The following is a 17,696-nucleotide window of genomic DNA, read 5'->3' as shown; positions in this document are numbered from 1 at the left end:
AACTCCGACCGCACTCCGACAGATGCGGGAACAGCATTCCGCCATCAACCTTGATGGCACGCCTGTTCCATGCCCCAGTCCACGCCCGTTCGCCTCTTCGTCGCATCCTTGCCAAGCACGCGTTTGGAGTTCATCAGCCGGACGCTGCTGATCCCCGCCGCCATCCTTGGCGTTGCCAGCCTGCTGTTGATGGCCGGTGGTGGCGACCAGTGGCTTGCTGACCAGCTCTATCGTTGGCAGGGCAACCAATGGGTACTGCGCGATGCCTGGTGGACCAGCCATCTGCTGCACAAGGGCGGCAGGAACCTCAGTACCTTCGCCGCATTGCTGGTGATTCTGGGGTTGGTCCGCACCCGTTTCGATGCCCGCTGGCGCCCGCTGCGCAAACCATTGCTCTACTTATTGCTGGCTGTGGCGCTTTCCACCGGCGTGGTATCGCTGCTGAAAAGCTGGACCCAAATGGATTGCCCGTGGGACCTGGAACGCTACGGCGGCCTGCGTCCGTTCATCGGTTTGTTGCAGGCGCGCCCGATATCACTGGGCCACGCGGCCTGCTTCCCGGCCGGCCACGCCAGCGCCGGTTATGCCTGGGTGGCGCTGTACTTCTTCATGCTGCAGATACGCCCGCAGTGGCGTTGGCCGGCGTTGGCCGCCGCCCTGGCAGTCGGCGCTGCCTTCGGTATCGCGCAGCAATTGCGCGGCGCGCATTTCCTTTCGCATGACCTGTGGTCGCTGGCAATCAGCTGGGCGGTTGCCGCGCTGCTGTCCCTCTGGATGTTCGGCCCGGTCACCGCTCCGGCGCCGCAGGCATACACCCGCCTGCTCAACAAGGGAGAAGCCGCATGAGCGTCGTCGCCCCCCGCTTTCGTCTGCAGGAAATGTCGTGGAGCAAGCTGCGCGATTGGCGTCCGGAGATCAGCAGCGAGACGCTGATCCTGCTGGCCAGTACATTTTTTGCTTTGGCGTGCAACGCGCTGTTCTGGCGCAGCGCGATGGCCACGCATCCGGGCAGCGTACTGTTTGCCACCTCGTTGTTCGCCCTGCTGTTGAGCGTGCACGCACTGCTGTTCGGCCTGCTGCTGTGGCGCTGGAATGCCAAGGTGCTGCTGACCGTGTTGTTCATCACCACGGCCTTTGCCGTGCATTACATGAACAGCTACAACGTCTACCTGGATGCAGACATGCTGCGCAACGTGCTGGCCACCGACCGCAAGGAATCCAGCGAGTTGATGACACCTGCCCTGCTCTTGCCGCTGTTCGGCTACGCCGTGCTGCCCACGCTGTTGCTGTGGCGCGTGCGCATCCGCAAGCGCAGCGTAGGGCGCACGCTGCTATGGCGTATTGCCTTCCTGCTGGGCGTGGTGATCGTGGGTGGCGCGGGTGCGATGGCGTCGTTCCAGGACATCTCCGCATTGATGCGCAATCACCGCGAAGTGCGCTACCTGGCAACGCCGGTCAACTACCTCATCGCGTTGCGGCAGAACATGAGCAGCGCCAGCCCCATTCGCAAGCAGCCCAAACAGGCCATCGGCACCGATGCCAAAGCAATGCCGCGCGCCGCCAACAGCAAGCCGCGCCTGTTGGTACTGGTGGTGGGTGAAACCGTGCGCGCGCAGAACTGGGGGTTGAATGGCTATGCACGCCAGACCACACCAGAACTGTCGCAGACCGGTGCGGTCAATTTCCCCGATATGCATTCGTGCGGCACCAGCACTGAAGTCTCGCTGCCCTGCATGTTCTCGCCGTTCGGTCGCCACGACTATGACGAAAAGAAAATCCGCGGCCATCAATCGCTGCTGCACGTTCTGGAACGCGCCGGCATCAGCACGTTGTGGCGCGACAACCAGTCCGGCTGCAAGGGCGTGTGCGATGACCTGCAGATCGAACGCCTGGACGATGCCACGCTGCCCGGCCTCTGCGCCGACGGTCGCTGCATGGACGAGATCCTGCTCAACGACCTGGCCACACAAGTGCGTGCCAAGCCCGGTGACCGCGTAGTGGTACTGCATCAGCTGGGCAACCACGGCCCCAGCTACTTCCAGCGTTACCCGGCGCAGTTCCGCCAGTTCACCCCCACCTGTGAAACAGCGGACCTGGGCAAATGCAGCCGCGATGACATCGTCAACAGCTACGACAACGCCATTCGCTATACCGACCATTTCCTCAGCCGCACCATCGCTGCATTGCGCGGCATGGACGATTACGACACGGCAATGATCTACCTCTCCGACCACGGCGAGTCACTCGGCGAAAAGGGCCTGTATCTGCACGGCATGCCCTATGCCATCGCGCCGGAAGAACAGACCCGCGTACCGATGGTGATGTGGTTTTCGCCGGGCTTCGCCAGCGACCGCGGTTTGAACCTGCAGTGCCTGCGTCAACGCGCCGGGCAGCGCGCCGACCATGACAACCTGTTCCCGTCGGTACTCGGCCTGATGCAGGTAAGCACCTCGGTCTACGACCGCAGCCGCGATGTGTTCGCCGGCTGTGAACCCGGAAGCAAGACGTAGGCAGAGCAGGATCAGCCGCACAGCCGATATCACCCTGCGCAAGTAAACCCGGGTGCGCCGCGCGCATCCGGGATGCGCGGTTGCGGCAACGCATCACTGCTTTGCAGTGCACACCGCTCCTGCGGGTAGGCCAAGCCTCGGAATCATCTCAATTCCGGGCCTGCAGCCACTTGCCCTGCCTTGGTCCACTTGCGGCCCCCGCGCCGCCCCTCTAGCCTTCGCCGGTACTTGTAACCATTACCGGGGATTTACGTGAAGAATCGTCATCTGTTGCTGGCCGCCGCCATAGGCGTGGCCGTACTTTCGCTGGCTGCCTGTAAAAAGGACGCCACACCGGACGCCGGCACGCCGGCCACCACCGCTGCCACACCGGCGGAAAGCGCCGACCAGTTCATTGCCCGCGTCAATGCCGAATACAAGGCCATGTACCCGGAAATGACCTCGGCGCAGTGGCTGTCGTCCACCTACATCAATGACGATTCCGCACGCGTGGCCGCCAAGGCCAACGAGCGCTGGCTGACCGTTCTCAATGGCTGGATCGAGCAGGCCAACAAGTACGACGGCCAGCCGATGAGCGCCGACACCACGCGCGCCATCAGCCTGCTCAAACTGATGACCTCCATGCCCGCCCCGCGCGACCCGCAGAAGCTGGCTGAACTGGCCGGCATCGCCACCAAGATGGAAGGCGACTACGGCGCCGGCACCTACTGCGTGGGCGAAGGCGACAAGCAGAACTGCCGCCAGCTCGGCGACCTCGAAAGCGTGCTGGCCAGCTCGCGCGACTACAACAAGCAGCTCGACGCCTGGCAGGGTTGGCATTCCACCGCCGTGCCATCGCGCGCCAACTACCAGCGCTTTGTCGAGCTGGTGAACGAAGGCGCCCGCGAGCTGGGCTACAGCGACGCCGGCCAGATGTGGCGCAGCGGCTACGACATGCCGGCCGAGCAGGTTGGCCCGGAAACCGATCGTCTGTGGGACCAGGTCAAGCCGTTGTACGAACAGCTGCATTGCTACACCCGCGCCAAACTCGACAAGGAATACGGCAAGGACAAGGCCGAAGTGGCTGGTGGCATGATCGCCGCCCATCTCACCGGCAACATGTGGCAGCAGGACTGGAGCAACCTGTGGGACATGACCGCGCCGTACCCGAACGCAGGCAGCCTGGACATCACCGCCGCGCTGGAAAAGCAGTACCAGACCAACCTCAGCGCCTCGCTGCGCAAGATCGACGGCAATGCCGACGTGTCTGCCCGCTTCAAGGCGCAGCGTGACGCCGAACTGGCCACCGCCAAGCAGATGACCGAACGCGCGCAGGATTTCTACGTGTCACTGGGCATGCCCAAGCTGCCGGAGAGCTACTGGCAGAACACCCAGTTCATCAAGCCGCTGGACCGCAACGTGGTCTGCCACGCCAGCGCCTGGGACATGAACATGGGCGGCGACGGCAAGGACATCGGCGCCGACGTGCGCACCAAGATGTGCATCACCCCGAACGAAGAAAACTTCACCACCATCTACCACGAGCTGGGCCACATCTATTACGACCTGGCCTACAACCCGCTGCCGCCGTTGTTCCAGGGCGGTGCCAACGACGGCTTCCACGAAGCCATCGGCGACACCATCGTGCTGGCGATGACACCGAAGTACCTCAACTCGATCGGCCTGGTCGACGCACAGCAGGAAAGCCGCGAAGCCACCATCAACGCGCAGATGCGCATGGCGATGTCGGGCGTGTCGTTCCTGCCGTTCGGTCTGATGATCGACCGCTGGCGCTGGGGCGTGTTCGACGGCTCGATCAAGCCGGACCAGTACAACCAGAAGTGGTGGGAACTGAAGGCGCAGTACCAGGGCGTGGCCCCGGCCGGCGCACGCGGTGAAGAGTTCTTCGACGCTGGTGCCAAGTACCACGTGCCAGGCAACACCCCGTACCTGCGTTACTTCCTGGCGCGCATCCTGCAGTACCAGTTCTACAAGGGCCTGTGCGACGCGTCCGGTTACACCGGCCCGCTCAACGAGTGCAGCTTCTACGGCAACAAGGAAGCCGGCCAGAAGTTCTGGGCAATGCTGAGCAAGGGCGCCAGCCAGCCATGGCAGGCCACGCTGAAAGAACTGACCGGCGAAGAGAAACTCGACGCCGGCCCGATGCTGGAATACTTCGCCCCACTGCAGGAATGGCTGAAGCAGCAAAACGAAGGGCAGATGTGTGGGTGGACGGCGCAGGCGCCGGCGGCCAATGCACCGGCAACCCCGGCCACCGCTGCGAAATAAACCTTGCGTGTGAATTGAAGACAAAGGGCGCCTTTATGGCGCCCTTCTTTTTTCTGGTGATTTCATCTGAATTTTTCAAATGCGTTATATACGTGGCACCCTCATTGCATCAGCGAGCGGCAGCACAACCGTTATCTCCTACTTTTGCGGCATAACACCCGGGCAGCCCATCAAATAGCTGAAAAGCAACAAAAACCCCTTGCATTGCCAGCACCATGAAAGTCGGCCATGATCGGCGCCATGCCGCAATTGGGCGGTCCAATAATATTTAGCGCGTATTCGATATATGGGGGAAGACAATGCAAGACGTACTTGACGCGATCAGTGCCCGTATCAAGGCGCCATACTTTGGCTACGCGCTACTGGCGTTTATAGGACTCAACTGGAGAGGCATCTTCCTACTCTCGGTGACGAATGGAAGTCCGCAAGAGCGCTTAGCTGCATTTGATGCACAAACGAGCGCATGGAGCTTAATAGCAATTCCACTACTTGCTGGCGGACTTATAACACTTGTATCCCCTTGGGTTCGGCTAGGATTCGGCCTTCTATCAAGGCGCCCATTCGAGTATATAGACAACCTTCATCTCGATTCAGAGCATAAAAAGACACTAAGGAAGACTCAGCTCGAACAATCCAGATCTGCATTCTTCGCGAGCAAAGAGTCCGAATTGATCGAGCGCGCGAAAAGGGATGAGGAAGTTCTTGAAATTGAGGACGAGAAGCTCAAGGAAAAATTGAAGAAAGAAATTGATGCGCTTCGTCGCGAAAGAGAAGAGATGTCAGTTGCCCTCACTGATCGCGAAAATGGTGCTCGCGTGTCGGCGCAAGGGCGAGAGATCTTGAAAGCTGCTGCGCAGGACAAATCAGGAAGCATCATGAGGATGAGCTACATCGGCGGACGCACCATTCAGGCAGGCCGCCTGACCTTCGGGGAAGGAAGTAGTCGAGATTTCGCAAAGTACGATTCTGCGTTGAGCGACCTAGTGTCCAGCGGCCTTGTGTCTACAGTTGGGAACAAAGGAGAGATGTTCGAGCTTACACATGCCGGGTGGCAACTCGCAGATGCGCTTTAAATAACAGCTCCAGACTCACTTACCACCCTCGCCGAGAATGGTTCGAACAACGGGGTCAGGCTCACTTTCACACCTCACGAAATTCAGCCCAACCCCATTGCTGCAAATTAATCCAGGAGACTCCCCGATGTTTATTGGATCAAAAGAAAAATACGAAGAAACCAAAGAGTCTCTCGAGCGCATTCAGTCGTTTCAATCCGAGACACTGAGGCGAACTGAAGACCTCGGCGCTCAGCTACATTTTGGAGATGCAGTTGAGCCTGCACAGAGGCTCGTTGATATTTTTCGGAGACTTTCAGTCGAAGCACTCCAGGACTTCCCTGATCCAGTTCTCGAAAGCATCAAGAGTCATGCGAACAACGTCTTTAATCTATTCAAGCAGATTGAAGAATTCAGCCCCGAAAGTGGCAACCCTAAGCAACAACGCCAGCAGATCATTGACACTCTGATAGCCACCTATCCAAGCATATTCCAAGGACTTCACCCTTACATTTCATACTCACTCCATCGGGCAGCTGATTTTCAGCGTCTTGATGCGACGGCTCGAGCAACACTCCAGTCAGTTGAGGATAGGTCAACATCATTCTCAAAAACAATGGCGGAGCACGAAGCGGAAGCCCGTCGGGTTCTCGACGAGATCCGTAAGGTTGCGGCAGAAGAGGGCGTCACTCAGCAAGCGGCTCACTTTCGAGCGGAAAGTGAAACTCATGAAAACAAGGCCGAAGAGTGGAGGAAGCGCACTGTGCGCATCGCATGGTTCCTCGGCGCCTTTGCCGCGGCTTCGTTGTTTATCCATCGCATTCCAGTCCTGCGCCCAGAAACCATTTACGACACTATCCAGCTTGCGATCAGCAAAGCTCTAGTGTTCTTTGTCATCACATATATGCTGATCCTGTCAGCGCGCAATTTCATGAGTCACAAGCACAACTCCGTCGTTAACAAGCACAGGCAAAACGCGCTAATGACGCACCGAGCACTCGTCGAGGGCGCAACCGACAGCGGAGCACGCGATGCCGTCATGGTTCACGCCGCGAGCTGCGTCTTTTCCCCTCAACCAACTGGCTACACGCAACAAGGAGGTGAAGGGGACAACTCGTCGCCGCGCTCTGTCATAGAACTCGCATCGAGATCTGTGGTTGCTGCAACGAAGCAATCTAGCTAACTGCCCATTATCGCTTCCAATATCAAATGACAAAACAGGGCTCAGGACCGTAGGCTGGGTTAGCCACACCAACCCAGCGCCTTTGTTTTTTACAATGCTGGGTTGATAGAACCAACCCAGCCCACGAAACTTTCAGGCGCAACCGATAGCACCACCGGAATGCGGGGAGGCGACACTTCATCAAGCAAAGAGTTGGCGCAAGTTATTATTTTAAAACAAGCATGGGAATCCACATGCCCGGCGAAAAACGGGATAGTCCACCAAACACTGTGCCTAAGCACCCGAATAAACTGGAGCATTTATGAAAGGACTCAGCATCTTCCGCGAATGGTGTAAAGAAAACGGCCCCATCTTCGATTTTTTCTCAAAGATTGTGTTCGCTTTATTTACAGGAACCATTGCTTACTTTGCTGTAGGAATAGCCAAGACACAGAGTGAAATTCAAAAGTCCGCACTAGAAGTTCAACGAACCCAGGCGCTAGCACAGATAGAAACACACCTTCCAAACATACAATTGCGTTATTCATTAAGAAACCTAGAAGGCCCGCGATTTGATGATCTCATTATTTCAAACGAAGGATCTGACCTTTTTTCTTTAGAAGTTGAGATTTTTCCATTCTGGCACCCACGGGAACTTGAAGTTATTCGCACAGGAGAAAGCAGAAACCCTCCTTTGCAACTCAAATCCGCACTCATCCCCATTCGCAACCTCTTCTCCTCAGTCATTCAAGCAAATTCTGAATCACGAGGCCAATTACGCATTATCCAAGGAAAGCCTCACACACAATGGAATCTAGCCACCAGGGAATTTGAAGAATCAATAACCACTGAACGACGGTCAATTACGTCTGATATAAAGATATTTTCACGCATCAGCTATGCGGACAAATTTGGAGAATCGCACACTCGCTACTTCGAAACTCAGTTTTGGGGCATGCGTCCGATCTCAGATTCTGAAGGGGCGTCGATTGCAAACCGGTACTATCAACAAATCAGGTCAGGAAACTCAATCGACTTTGACACCCCCAATAAAGAAAGCTTTGACAGTAATTGGAAGTTGCTACGCACCCCCTAAGACCTAGATCTCTAAACACATTTCCCATCAGCCCGGCGACGCCCCAATTTTTCCTTGTTTTTCGATACTAGCTTGATAGAGCCAACCCAGCATGCGGCAAAACAGGGGGCAGAGTGAACTACCCCGGATTCCATGGATAAGGTAGTCAGGGGACACTCCCGACCTGGTGATATTGCTGCTCGATCTGTAAAGGCGTGGCGTAGCCGAGGGCTGAATGGAGTCGGGCTCGGTTATAGAACCGAGCAAAACAGGGGGCAGAGTTGAGTTATTGAAGAACCCGACTCTGACTCCTGCTTTCCCGACGTCCCCCCGACCTGAGTAATGGTCGGGTTTAGAGTCCGGTTTTGATCTTATCTGTCTTCGCCGCCAACTGCGCGGCGTACTGGGCAGGTGTCACCCCATAGAGTGCTCTTTTGGGCCTTTCTTCGTTGTAGTCACGTCGCCAGCTTTCGATACCGGTAAGGGCATGGAACAATGTTGGGAACCAGTGTTCGTTGAGGCATTCATCGCGTAGCCGGCCGTTGAACGACTCAACATAAGCGTTCTGATTCGGTTTCCCTGGCTCGATCAAGCGCAGGGCGATTTCCTTGTCGTGAGCCCAGGTCACCATGGCTTTTCCGCAGAATTCCTTTCCATTGTCCGTCCTGATGACTCGCGGCAGACCGCGCTGAACTGACAGCCTGTCCAGCACTCTGGATACCCCTTGGCCCGATATGGCTCGCTCCACTTCGATGGCAACTGCCTCATGGGTCGCATCATCGACGATGGTCAGACACTTGATCACCCGACCCTCAGCAGTTCGATCAAATACGAAGTCCATCGACCACACTTCATTTGCAGCGGACGGCCGTATCAGCGGCTGGCGCTCGCCCACTGGCACCTTTTTGCGCTTCCTGCGACGGACTTGTAGACCGGCTTCTTGGTACAGGCGCTCCACCCGCTTGTAGTTCACAACAAGCCCTTGCTGCCGCAGCTTCAGATGGATCATGCCCACGCCGTAGCGTTTGTGCCGGTGTGCCAAAGCGGCAATCTGCTCACGAAGCTCGGCGTTGTTGTCGGGTCTGGGCACATATCGCAACGCGCTGGCGCTCATGCGCGCTACCGCCAGCGCTCGCCGCTCGCTCAACCCCTTCTCAACCATGCTCCGCACCAGCAGCCTGCGCGCTGGTGCGGTTACCACTTTTTCGCAATGCGTCCTTGATCACGTCGTTCTCGAATACCTGCTCAGCCAGTAGCTTCTTCAGGCGCGTGTTCTCCGATTCCAGGTCCTTCAGCCGCTTGGCTTCGGGCACGCTCATACCGCCGAACTTGCTGCGCCACAGGTAGTACGAGGCCTCGCTGAAGCCGTGCCGGCGGCAAAGATCCTTGATGGGCATGCCTGCTTCAGCCTCACGCAGGAAGCCAATGATCTGTTCTTCGGTAAAGCGCTTCTTCACGTCCAATCTCCTTGTCATTGAGGATTGGACTCCAAACCGATGTGCTACTCAATCTTGGGGGGACGTCGGATGGTTAGTGCTTGGCGGCTTGTTCCGCATGCTTTACCTGAGACATGGCGCTCTCATTCGTTCTTGAGTCCACACGATGCCTTCAATCCGATATCGTTTCGCGACTCCACCCGCCCCCGACACCCGTTCCCTCAGGGCATCACATGACCCGCTTCCTGCTGCTCACCCTACTCTTCGCGATGTCATCCACGGCCAGTGCCATCGTCATCCGGCATGACGTTGATGACTCGAAGTATCGGATCCCCACCTCTGAGTTTCCTGCTCTCGTCGACATGCCCGGTGAGGGGCACGGTGTATTGATTGCTCCGCAATGGGCCATTACTGCCGCGCATACGCTCCCGGCGCACGCCGAACTCAAGCACGTGACGATCAACGGGGTATCCAGGGACGTTGAGCGCGTCGTCGTGCATTCCGGGTACAAGACGTTGCCGCAGGAGTTGATCGATCAGGCGACGGCCAGTGGCGAAGCAATGTTGATCGTGGTCGTTCTTGCCTCTTCTGACGACATCGCACTGATCAAGTTGGCCCAGCCGGTGACGGATGTCGCTCCTGCCACCATCTACGAGCGCAGCGACGAACCGGGCCAGATCATCAAGATCATCGGGAAAGGCGCTACGGGTACAGGCGACACGGGGCACGATCCACGAGGCCCCAATCGGACCGAACTCCGCCGCGCGTTCAATAAGGTCACCAGCGCCTACGACCGCTGGCTTTGCTACGTGTTCGACGAGCCAGCATCGGCCCTTCCGCTGGAAGGCGTATTGGGGAACGGTGACAGCGGCGGCCCTTTGCTGATCCAGACCAATGATCAATGGTCGTTGGCCGGGCTGGGCTCCTGGAAAGTCGTCCAGGGCAACGTCCTGACCGCCCGACCCGGGCGCTATGGGCAGGTCACCTGCAATGTCCGCTTGAGCCATTACATCGGATGGATTGAGAGCGTAATGTCTGGGCAGCCGCAGACGGGGGCCGACCCTTCATCCACGTTGAAGCCGCAAGGCGGTGGGATTTAAGACCGCCATCTTTCCGCCTTGAGAAAACAGGATGGGGACGTATGCGTCATTTCATCACTCCTGCCATCGCCCTTGGCTTCATGCTGATGACGAGCTCACTTCCTGCGCAAAACATCGCAGCACCAGTGGCTAGCACTGAGCTTCCCGATGTTGAATTGCCGCCTGAGTTGGATCGTGTCCTCCGCGACTATGAGCGCGCATGGCAGGCCGGTGATGCTGCAGCCCTCGCCTCTTTTTTTGCAGCGGATGGATTCGTGCTGCAAAGCAATCGTCCGCCAGTCCGTGGCCGCCCGGCGATCCAGGCGGCCTACGAAGGTCAAGGTGCGGGCAGCCCATTGCGGCTGCGCGCACTCGCCTTTGCCGCTGCAGACACGACCGGCTACATCATCGGTGGCTACAGCTTCGGCACCACATCCCGCGACGCAGGGAAATTCACGCTCACCCTGCGTCGCACGCCCGATGGGCCTTGGCAGATAGTCTCGGACATGGACAATTTGAACGCGCCATCGCGGCAGAGAAGCGTGCCGGGCACGCCAACCGGAAACCCGGAGGCAGGACAGTGATGTTGTATCCGTGCCTCGCTATCCTGCAGGGTCGCTGGGCATAACCCGACAACCACTTAAACCGAGAGTACTTCGCGAGTAGTCTCAGCCCTGACGTTCAATAGAATCCATGAACCTCTTGAAGATCAAATCTGGAACCGGCCGAAGCAAGGCATTCGCCGTACTTACCGCCATCATCATTCTTTGCATTGCTTCCAACCCTGAACTTGCAACGTTCGTCCCCGTACTGGATGCGCTGGGGCTGGATGTACTGGTCTACCTTGTCTCCGCTCAGCTGAGCGTTGTATTCGGCAGCATGATTCTTCCCTATGCCCGGCACCTGTATCGACGCTGGGGAAAGCGCATCATCAAGCACCTTCCGCATATCGCCTTCAGCGTTTCCGGCGGCTACTTGAGGCAGCTTGCGTTGCACGCAACGATTGGCGGGACGATGTCTGCAGTGTTTTTACCGAACACCACTCTCAAGCCATAGTTGCATCGCGGTTCGGCTTGATCCCTGCGTTTACCAGCAACAACTGGAGTAGATCGCATGAACAAGATCATCGCTGTCGCTCGTTGGTTGTACGCGCTGTTCTATGCCTATGCCGGCGCATCGTGGTTCTCCCACAAACTGTTCGCCACCTCCTGGCCCGATCATGAAGAGGCGCCGGCGGCAAAGGCACTCACCACTGCATTGACGACAAGCGGCATCGTTGAACCGCTCATCGCAGCCGTCTGTCTTGTCGGTGGCGGCCTATTGTTCTTCCGTCGAACCGCGCCCTTGGGCATCGCGATTCTGGCGCCATTGGTCACCGGCATTTTCATCTTTCACCTGTTCCTCAATCAGCAATGGCCTTGGGGAACGTTCCACTTCTGCTATCTCGCCGCCTTGGCCTGGCTGCATCGCGCGGCGTTCCGCCCACTGTGGAACTACGGGGGGTCTGCAGCGTGATGGTGAAATCTGCAGCGATGGCTGCAACGGTGTTGTGCGGACTGCTTGCGTTGAGTGCATGCAGCTCCATGCCGCATGCCCCGACTGCGGCACCGCACGATGCAGATGCGAAAGCCATCAAAGAGAACTGCACGCTCGCTCGCGAACGACAGAACGAAGCGGCCATCGCGCATTGGTGTCGCGGGCGATAAGCGCGGGAAAGCCGTTCCCCGGGTGCGCTTCGCTTACCCGGGTTACGAGGACAAAACCGCTCAACTGCTCTCACGGGCTATGCCGCATCAGCGATGGCGACTTCACCAACACAAACGACAAGGGCGCCTTTCGGCGCCCTTGTCCATTCACTGCCAGCACACGGGCTTCAATGCGTGGCGGCGGTGTTCCGGGCGCCGGCGCCGAGCTCTGCGGCCAGGTTGCGCTTGTAGGTATCGAAATCGATGCCCTGCTCTGCCACTTCGGCGTGGGCAGCGTCCTTGAGTGCGTCCGAATACATCAGCCGCACAGGGGTGTTGTTGCGCTCGTGTAATTCGGCAGCGCGCATGATCAGCGCCAGTACGCGAGCGGCGCTGGTGGTTTCACCGGCGATCTTGCCGTTCATGCCCAACACCCACTCACCCTCGCGGCGGACGATGCCAGCCAGCAAGGTACGGTCCTGGTCGCGCAGTTCCGCATGCGGCTCCACTTTCGCCTTCGGTTCTGGATTGGCTTCGGCCTGGTTGCGCTCGCGCTCGGCCAGCTTCTTCTTCGCCTCGCGGCGGCCTTTGGATTGGATCGACATCGTTGGGGGCTCTTTTACCGTCGCCGCTGATGGCGGCCTGCGTATTGTCACTAATCCGGGTGATGACGCGGTAGTGGGTTCAGGGTTGTGCTGCGGCGCGCTTGGAGCGCTGGCTATGGCGCTCCCACTTCCATGCCACGCCGCTGGCGACGGCAAACAGCCCGGCGCCAATTGCCAACCACAGTCCACTACGGCTCAGTAGCGGCGACAGCACGCCGGCGATGATGGAGTTGGTCAGCAGCGTGCTGAATGCCTGCATCGACGATGCGGTGCCACGTTGCCGCGGGTACATGTCGAGGATGTCCAGGCTCAGGATCGGGAAGATCAACGCCACGCCAAACGAGGCCAGTGGCAGCGATAGCACCGCCCACGGCACGCTCATTTGTGGCACCAGCGCGTTGTAGCCAATGTTGTAGAGCGTGGCCACGGCAATGCAGGCGTAGCCGATACGCACCGCACGTGCACCGTTGATGCGTCCGGCCGCACGGCCCGAGGCGTAAGCGCCCAGCGCCATGCCACCGATGGTGGGAATGAACAGCCACGCAAACTGACGCTCATTCAAATGCAGCAGGTCCAGAATGAACGCCGGTGCCGAGGCAATATAGAGGAATAAGCCACCGAAACCGAACGAACCGGCCGCCGCCAGACGCAGGAAGCGCGGATTGCTGCCGATGCTGACGTAATCCCGCAGCAGGCGCGCCGGGTGCAGCGACAAGCGCGCATGCGGCGGGTGGGTTTCGGGCAGCCACAGCATGGTGATCAGCAGCAAGGCGGTCGAAAAGGCGATCAGGAACCAGAAAATGCCCTGCCAGTTGCTCCAGCCCAGCAACCAGCCGCCGATGATGGGTGCGATGGCCGGGGCGATGGAGAAGATCATCGACACCTGGCTCATCAATCGCTGTGCATCGTCACCATCGTACAAGTCGCGGATGACCGCGCGGCCAATGATGTAACCCACGCCGGCCGACAGGCCTTGCAACGCGCGGAAGAACAGCAGCGTCGCCATGTCGGTGGCCAACGCGCAGCCAACCGAGGCGGCGATGAACACCGCCAGCCCGGCAAGGATCACCCGTTTGCGGCCCAAAGCGTCGGACAGCGCACCGTGCACCAGGCTCATCAGCGCATAGCCCAGCAGATACACACTGATGACCTGCTGCATGGCCAGCTTGTCGGCGCCCATATCGGCGCCAATCTGCGGGAATGCCGGGAACACCGCGTCAATCGCGAAGGGGCCGAACATCGACAATCCACCCACCAGCACGGCGATGCGGCGCAGCGAAACCTGTTTGTTAGCTTCCATGAGTTCCTGTGAAACAACGTGCAACAGCACCAGCGTCAAAGCCAGTGCGGGGGGGAATGACAAAAATGAACAGGGCCGGGCACATGCGGCGGCGCGGGGCCATGATGCGACAATTTGTCCGGACATTCACCCGCTTCAGCCAGCGGTTCCGGCGCCCCGGCCAGCCACGTGCAACGCGCGGCACTCAAACCGGGACACAGATGGTAATCCAAGCCGGTGCGCAGGTCTGCCCCGGGCTATAATCGCCGCGCTGTACGCAACACGGTGGGAGAAGCGGTTCACCCCGCTGCCGAAGGCGCAAACGCCCGTGAATCGCTCAGGCCCGATACCACCTGTAACAAAACTCTGGAGAGACCGGTTTACTCCGGCGCCGAAGGTGCACGAAGCGCACGATCCTCGTCGCGTCGCTTCCAAACTCTCAGGCAAAAGGACAGAGGGGCGCGAGGTAAGCCTCCGGTTTGCCGGCTGTGGTGTCGCGTGCGCGCGGCACCCTGACGGCAACGGGGCTGACCTGGCTCACCCGCCCCGCACGCCTTCTCCGGACGTCAGCCATGACCCAGAACACCCCTTCGTTGCGCGAATTGGAACACTCCACCGCGTTCGTTGACCGCCACATCGGCCCCAACGATGCCGAAATCGCGCAGATGCTGCGCACCGTTGGACATGATTCGCTTGAAGCGATGACCGACGCGATCGTGCCGGGCTCGATCAAGTCGCCGGCGCCGCTGGCACTGCCTGAATCGCTTACCGAAGTGGAGGCGCTGGCCAAGATCCGCGCCATCGCCAACAAGAACAAAGTGCTGCGCAGCTTCATCGGCCAGGGCTACTACGGTACCCACACGCCGAACGTCATCCTGCGCAACATCCTGGAAAACCCGGCTTGGTACACGGCCTACACGCCGTATCAGGCGGAGATCTCGCAGGGCCGCATGGAAGCGCTGATCAACTTCCAGACCCTGTGCGCCGACCTGACCGGCATGGAAATCGCCAACGCCTCGCTGCTGGACGAAGCCACCGCCGCCGCCGAAGCCATGACCCTGGCCAAGCGCTCGGCCAAGTCCAAGTCCAAGGTGTTCTTCGTGCACAACACCGTGCACCCGCAGACGCTGGAACTGCTGCGCACCCGCGCCGAGCCGATGGGCATCGAGCTGCAGATCGGCACCCCGGCTGAAGCCATGACCGCCGATGTCTTCGGCGTGCTGTTGCAGTACCCGGACACTACCGGCCATATCGCTGACCACAAGGCACTGGCCGACGCCATCCATGCCCGTCAGGGCCTGGTCGCGGTCGCCACCGACCTGCTGGCATTGACCCTGATCGCCGCACCCGGCGAATGGGGCGCGGACATCGTGGTCGGCAACAGCCAGCGTTTCGGCGTGCCGTTCGGCTTCGGCGGCCCGCATGCCGCATTCATGGCCTGCCGTGATGCGTACAAGCGTTCGATGCCGGGCCGCTTGATCGGCGTGTCGGTTGATGCCGAAGGCAAGCCGGCCTACCGCCTCACCCTGCAGACCCGCGAGCAGCACATCCGCCGCGAGAAGGCCACGTCCAACATCTGTACCGCGCAGGTGCTGCTGGCGGTGATGGCCTCGATGTACGCCGTTTACCACGGCCCGCAGGGCTTGCAGCGCATCGCCCGCCGCACCCACCGCCTGGCCGTCATTCTGGCCAGCGCGCTGCGCAGCGCCGGTGTCAGCGTTGGCAATGATTTCTTCGACACCCTGCACATCACCAGCATTGATGCTACCGCTGTGCAGGCCAAGGCCGTGGCCGCTGGCTACAACGTGCGCGTGATCGACGCCGGCTCGGTGGGTATCAGCCTGGACGAAACCGCTACCCGCGCCGACATCGTCGCGCTCGGCCAGCTGTTCGGCGCTACGGTCGATGTGGAAGCGCTGGACGCGACCACCGCCAATGCACTGCCGCAGAACCTGCTGCGTACCAGCGAGTTCCTGAGCCACCCGGTGTTCAACACGCATCACAGCGAGCACGAAATGCTGCGCTACCTGCGTTCGCTGGCCGACAAGGATCTGGCGATGGATCGCACCATGATCCCGCTGGGCAGTTGCACCATGAAGCTCAACGCCACGGCCGAAATGATTCCGGTCACCTGGCCGGAGTTCGCCAACATCCATCCGCTGGCCCCGGCCGACCAGGCTACCGGCTACAAGGAACTGATCGACGGCCTGGAAGCCATGCTGGTCGAATGCACCGGCTATGACGCGGTAAGCCTGCAGCCGAACTCCGGCGCGCAGGGCGAGTACGCCGGCCTGCTGGCCATCCGTGCGTATCACCAGTCGCGCGGCGAAGCCCATCGCGACATCTGCCTGATTCCCGATTCGGCGCATGGCACCAACCCGGCCTCGGCACAGATGTGCGGCATGACCGTCGTCGTCACCAAGACCGATGCCAACGGCAACGTCGATGTGGATGACATCCGCCTCAACGCCGAGAAGTACAGCAACCGCTTGGCCGCCATCATGATGACCTACCCGTCCACGCACGGCGTGTTCGAGGAAGAGGTCGTCGAGATTTGCGAAATCATCCACCAGCACGGCGGCCAGGTGTACACCGACGGCGCCAACATGAACGCCCTTGTCGGCGTGGCCAAACCCGGCAAGTGGGGCTCTGACGTGTCGCACCTCAACCTGCACAAGACCTTCTGCATCCCGCACGGCGGCGGCGGCCCGGGCGTTGGCCCGTGCGCGGTGAAGTCGCACCTGGCACCGTTCCTGCCGGGCAAGCTGGGTGACAACGGCCCGGTGGGCATGGTCAGCGCAGCAAGCTTCGGCAGCGCATCGATCCTGCCGATCAGCTGGATGTACATCACGCTGATGGGCACCGCCGGCCTGCGCAAGGCCACCCAGGTTGCCCTGCTCAACGCCAACTACGTCGCCAAGCGTCTGGCCCCGCACTACAAAACGCTGTACACCGGCCGCAACGGCCTGGTGGCACACGAGTGCATCCTCGACGTGCGTCCGCTGGAGAAGACCTCTGGCATCGGCGCCGAGGACGTGGCCAAGCGTCTGATCGACTTCGGTTTCCATGCCCCGACCCTGAGCTTCCCGGTCGCCGGCACGCTGATGGTGGAACCGACCGAAAGCGAATCGCAGCACGAGCTGGACCGCTTCATCGACGCCATGATCCAGATCCGCGAAGAAATCCAGGCCATCGAAGATGGTCGCCTGGACCGCGAGGACAACCCGCTCAAGCACGCCCCGCATACGGCCGGTGCAGTGTCTGCCAGCGAGTGGGCCCACGCGTATCCGCGTGAACTGGCCGCCTTCCCGCTGCCCTCACTGAAGCTGCAGAAGTATTGGCCGCCGGTGGCGCGCGTGGACAACGTCTACGGCGACAAGAACATCATGTGCGCCTGCATCCCGGTGGATGCATACAAGGAAGATGTGGAGGCCTGATCGGCCTTTGCAGTGAAGTGATGTGATGTAAAAAAAACCAGCCGGTGAAAACCGGCTGGTTTTTTATTGCCCCTCCCTTTGGCGAAGCCAAGGGGAGCATTGGGTTGG

14 protein-coding genes and 1 riboswitch are annotated in these 17,696 nt (G+C 59.7%); of the genes, 11 read left to right on the top strand and 3 right to left on the bottom strand.

Annotation, left to right across the window (positions count from 1 at the left end):
• Positions 1–69: 69 nt before the first annotated feature.
• From PAN08_RS06125 to PAN08_RS06100, 6 genes are all read left to right on the top strand, one after another.
• On the top strand, positions 70–846 hold the full coding sequence (locus PAN08_RS06125; RefSeq protein WP_269790586.1) for a phosphatase PAP2 family protein: 777 nt from the start codon (positions 70–72) through the stop codon (positions 844–846).
• Positions 843–2,510, top strand: a complete 1,668-nt coding sequence (locus tag PAN08_RS06120; RefSeq protein WP_269790585.1) for a phosphoethanolamine--lipid A transferase — start codon at positions 843–845, stop codon at positions 2,508–2,510. Before PAN08_RS06125 ends, PAN08_RS06120 begins: the two co-directional genes overlap by 4 nt.
• Positions 2,511–2,762: 252 nt before the next feature.
• Positions 2,763–4,778: a M2 family metallopeptidase gene (locus PAN08_RS06115; RefSeq protein ID WP_269790584.1), complete on the top strand. Its 2,016-nt coding sequence runs from the start codon at positions 2,763–2,765 to the stop codon at positions 4,776–4,778.
• Between the two features lie 299 nt (positions 4,779–5,077).
• Positions 5,078–5,851, top strand: coding sequence for a hypothetical protein (locus tag PAN08_RS06110; RefSeq protein ID WP_269790583.1), 774 nt, complete (start codon positions 5,078–5,080; stop codon positions 5,849–5,851).
• Positions 5,852–5,978: 127 nt separating this feature from the next.
• A complete protein-coding gene (locus PAN08_RS06105; protein WP_269790582.1) occupies positions 5,979–7,013 on the top strand; it encodes a hypothetical protein in 1,035 nt (344 codons plus the stop codon).
• A gap of 301 nt (positions 7,014–7,314) precedes the next feature.
• The gene (locus PAN08_RS06100; protein ID WP_269790581.1) at positions 7,315–8,088 is read left to right on the top strand and encodes a hypothetical protein; all 774 of its coding nucleotides are present in this window, start codon (positions 7,315–7,317) and stop codon (positions 8,086–8,088) included.
• Between the two features lie 331 nt (positions 8,089–8,419).
• Here the strand turns inward: PAN08_RS06100 and PAN08_RS06095 are convergent.
• A protein-coding gene (locus PAN08_RS06095) for an IS3 family transposase (RefSeq protein ID WP_269790580.1) occupies positions 8,420–9,542 on the bottom strand; the annotation gives its coding sequence in 2 pieces (ribosomal slippage) (positions 8,420–9,272 and positions 9,271–9,542; 1,125 coding nt in all).
• Positions 9,543–9,736: 194 nt separating this feature from the next.
• Here PAN08_RS06095 and PAN08_RS06090 point away from each other — a divergent pair.
• From PAN08_RS06090 to PAN08_RS06075, 4 genes are all read left to right on the top strand, one after another.
• The gene (locus tag PAN08_RS06090) at positions 9,737–10,603 is read left to right on the top strand and encodes a trypsin-like serine protease (RefSeq protein ID WP_269790579.1); all 867 of its coding nucleotides are present in this window, start codon (positions 9,737–9,739) and stop codon (positions 10,601–10,603) included.
• Between the two features lie 86 nt (positions 10,604–10,689).
• Positions 10,690–11,166, top strand: a complete 477-nt coding sequence (locus PAN08_RS06085) for a DUF4440 domain-containing protein (protein ID WP_269791187.1) — start codon at positions 10,690–10,692, stop codon at positions 11,164–11,166.
• 109 nt (positions 11,167–11,275) lie between these two features.
• The gene (locus PAN08_RS06080; RefSeq protein WP_269790578.1) at positions 11,276–11,638 is read left to right on the top strand and encodes a hypothetical protein; all 363 of its coding nucleotides are present in this window, start codon (positions 11,276–11,278) and stop codon (positions 11,636–11,638) included.
• A 57-nt stretch (positions 11,639–11,695) separates the two neighbouring features.
• The gene (locus tag PAN08_RS06075; RefSeq protein ID WP_269790577.1) at positions 11,696–12,097 is read left to right on the top strand and encodes a hypothetical protein; all 402 of its coding nucleotides are present in this window, start codon (positions 11,696–11,698) and stop codon (positions 12,095–12,097) included.
• Between the two features lie 358 nt (positions 12,098–12,455).
• On the opposite strand, the gene PAN08_RS06070 is transcribed toward PAN08_RS06075, so the two are convergent.
• Positions 12,456–12,872: a hypothetical protein gene (locus PAN08_RS06070; protein WP_269790576.1), complete on the bottom strand. Its 417-nt coding sequence runs from the start codon at positions 12,870–12,872 to the stop codon at positions 12,456–12,458.
• A gap of 79 nt (positions 12,873–12,951) precedes the next feature.
• Entirely contained in the window at positions 12,952–14,172 is a 1,221-nt protein-coding gene (locus PAN08_RS06065) for a multidrug effflux MFS transporter (RefSeq protein ID WP_269790575.1), read from the bottom strand.
• Between the two features lie 335 nt (positions 14,173–14,507).
• Positions 14,508–14,616, top strand: a riboswitch (glycine riboswitch).
• 107 nt (positions 14,617–14,723) lie between these two features.
• Here PAN08_RS06065 and gcvP point away from each other — a divergent pair.
• Entirely contained in the window at positions 14,724–17,588 is a 2,865-nt protein-coding gene (gene gcvP / locus PAN08_RS06060) for an aminomethyl-transferring glycine dehydrogenase (protein ID WP_269790574.1), read from the top strand.
• Positions 17,589–17,696 lie beyond the last annotated feature (108 nt).

It is taken from the genome of Stenotrophomonas sp. Iso1, assembly GCF_027497995.1.
Lineage (GTDB): Bacteria > Pseudomonadota > Gammaproteobacteria > Xanthomonadales > Xanthomonadaceae > Stenotrophomonas.
The sequence above is the reverse complement of the archived record's forward strand: the minus strand, read 5'-3'. Positions and strand labels throughout refer to the sequence as shown.

Coding starts and splice junctions, on each gene's coding strand:
- PAN08_RS06125 (WP_269790586.1), top strand. CDS start 70: ATGCCCCAGTCCACGCCCGTTCGCCTCTTCGTCGCATCCTTGCCAAGC.
- PAN08_RS06120 (WP_269790585.1), top strand. CDS start 843: ATGAGCGTCGTCGCCCCCCGCTTTCGTCTGCAGGAAATGTCGTGGAGC.
- PAN08_RS06110 (WP_269790583.1), top strand. CDS start 5,078: ATGCAAGACGTACTTGACGCGATCAGTGCCCGTATCAAGGCGCCATAC.
- PAN08_RS06105 (WP_269790582.1), top strand. CDS start 5,979: ATGTTTATTGGATCAAAAGAAAAATACGAAGAAACCAAAGAGTCTCTC.
- PAN08_RS06100 (WP_269790581.1), top strand. CDS start 7,315: ATGAAAGGACTCAGCATCTTCCGCGAATGGTGTAAAGAAAACGGCCCC.
- PAN08_RS06090 (WP_269790579.1), top strand. CDS start 9,737: ATGACCCGCTTCCTGCTGCTCACCCTACTCTTCGCGATGTCATCCACG.
- PAN08_RS06085 (WP_269791187.1), top strand. CDS start 10,690: ATGACGAGCTCACTTCCTGCGCAAAACATCGCAGCACCAGTGGCTAGC.
- PAN08_RS06080 (WP_269790578.1), top strand. CDS start 11,276: ATGAACCTCTTGAAGATCAAATCTGGAACCGGCCGAAGCAAGGCATTC.
- PAN08_RS06075 (WP_269790577.1), top strand. CDS start 11,696: ATGAACAAGATCATCGCTGTCGCTCGTTGGTTGTACGCGCTGTTCTAT.
- PAN08_RS06070 (WP_269790576.1), bottom strand. CDS start 12,872: ATGTCGATCCAATCCAAAGGCCGCCGCGAGGCGAAGAAGAAGCTGGCC.
- PAN08_RS06065 (WP_269790575.1), bottom strand. CDS start 14,172: ATGGAAGCTAACAAACAGGTTTCGCTGCGCCGCATCGCCGTGCTGGTG.
- gcvP (WP_269790574.1), top strand. CDS start 14,724: ATGACCCAGAACACCCCTTCGTTGCGCGAATTGGAACACTCCACCGCG.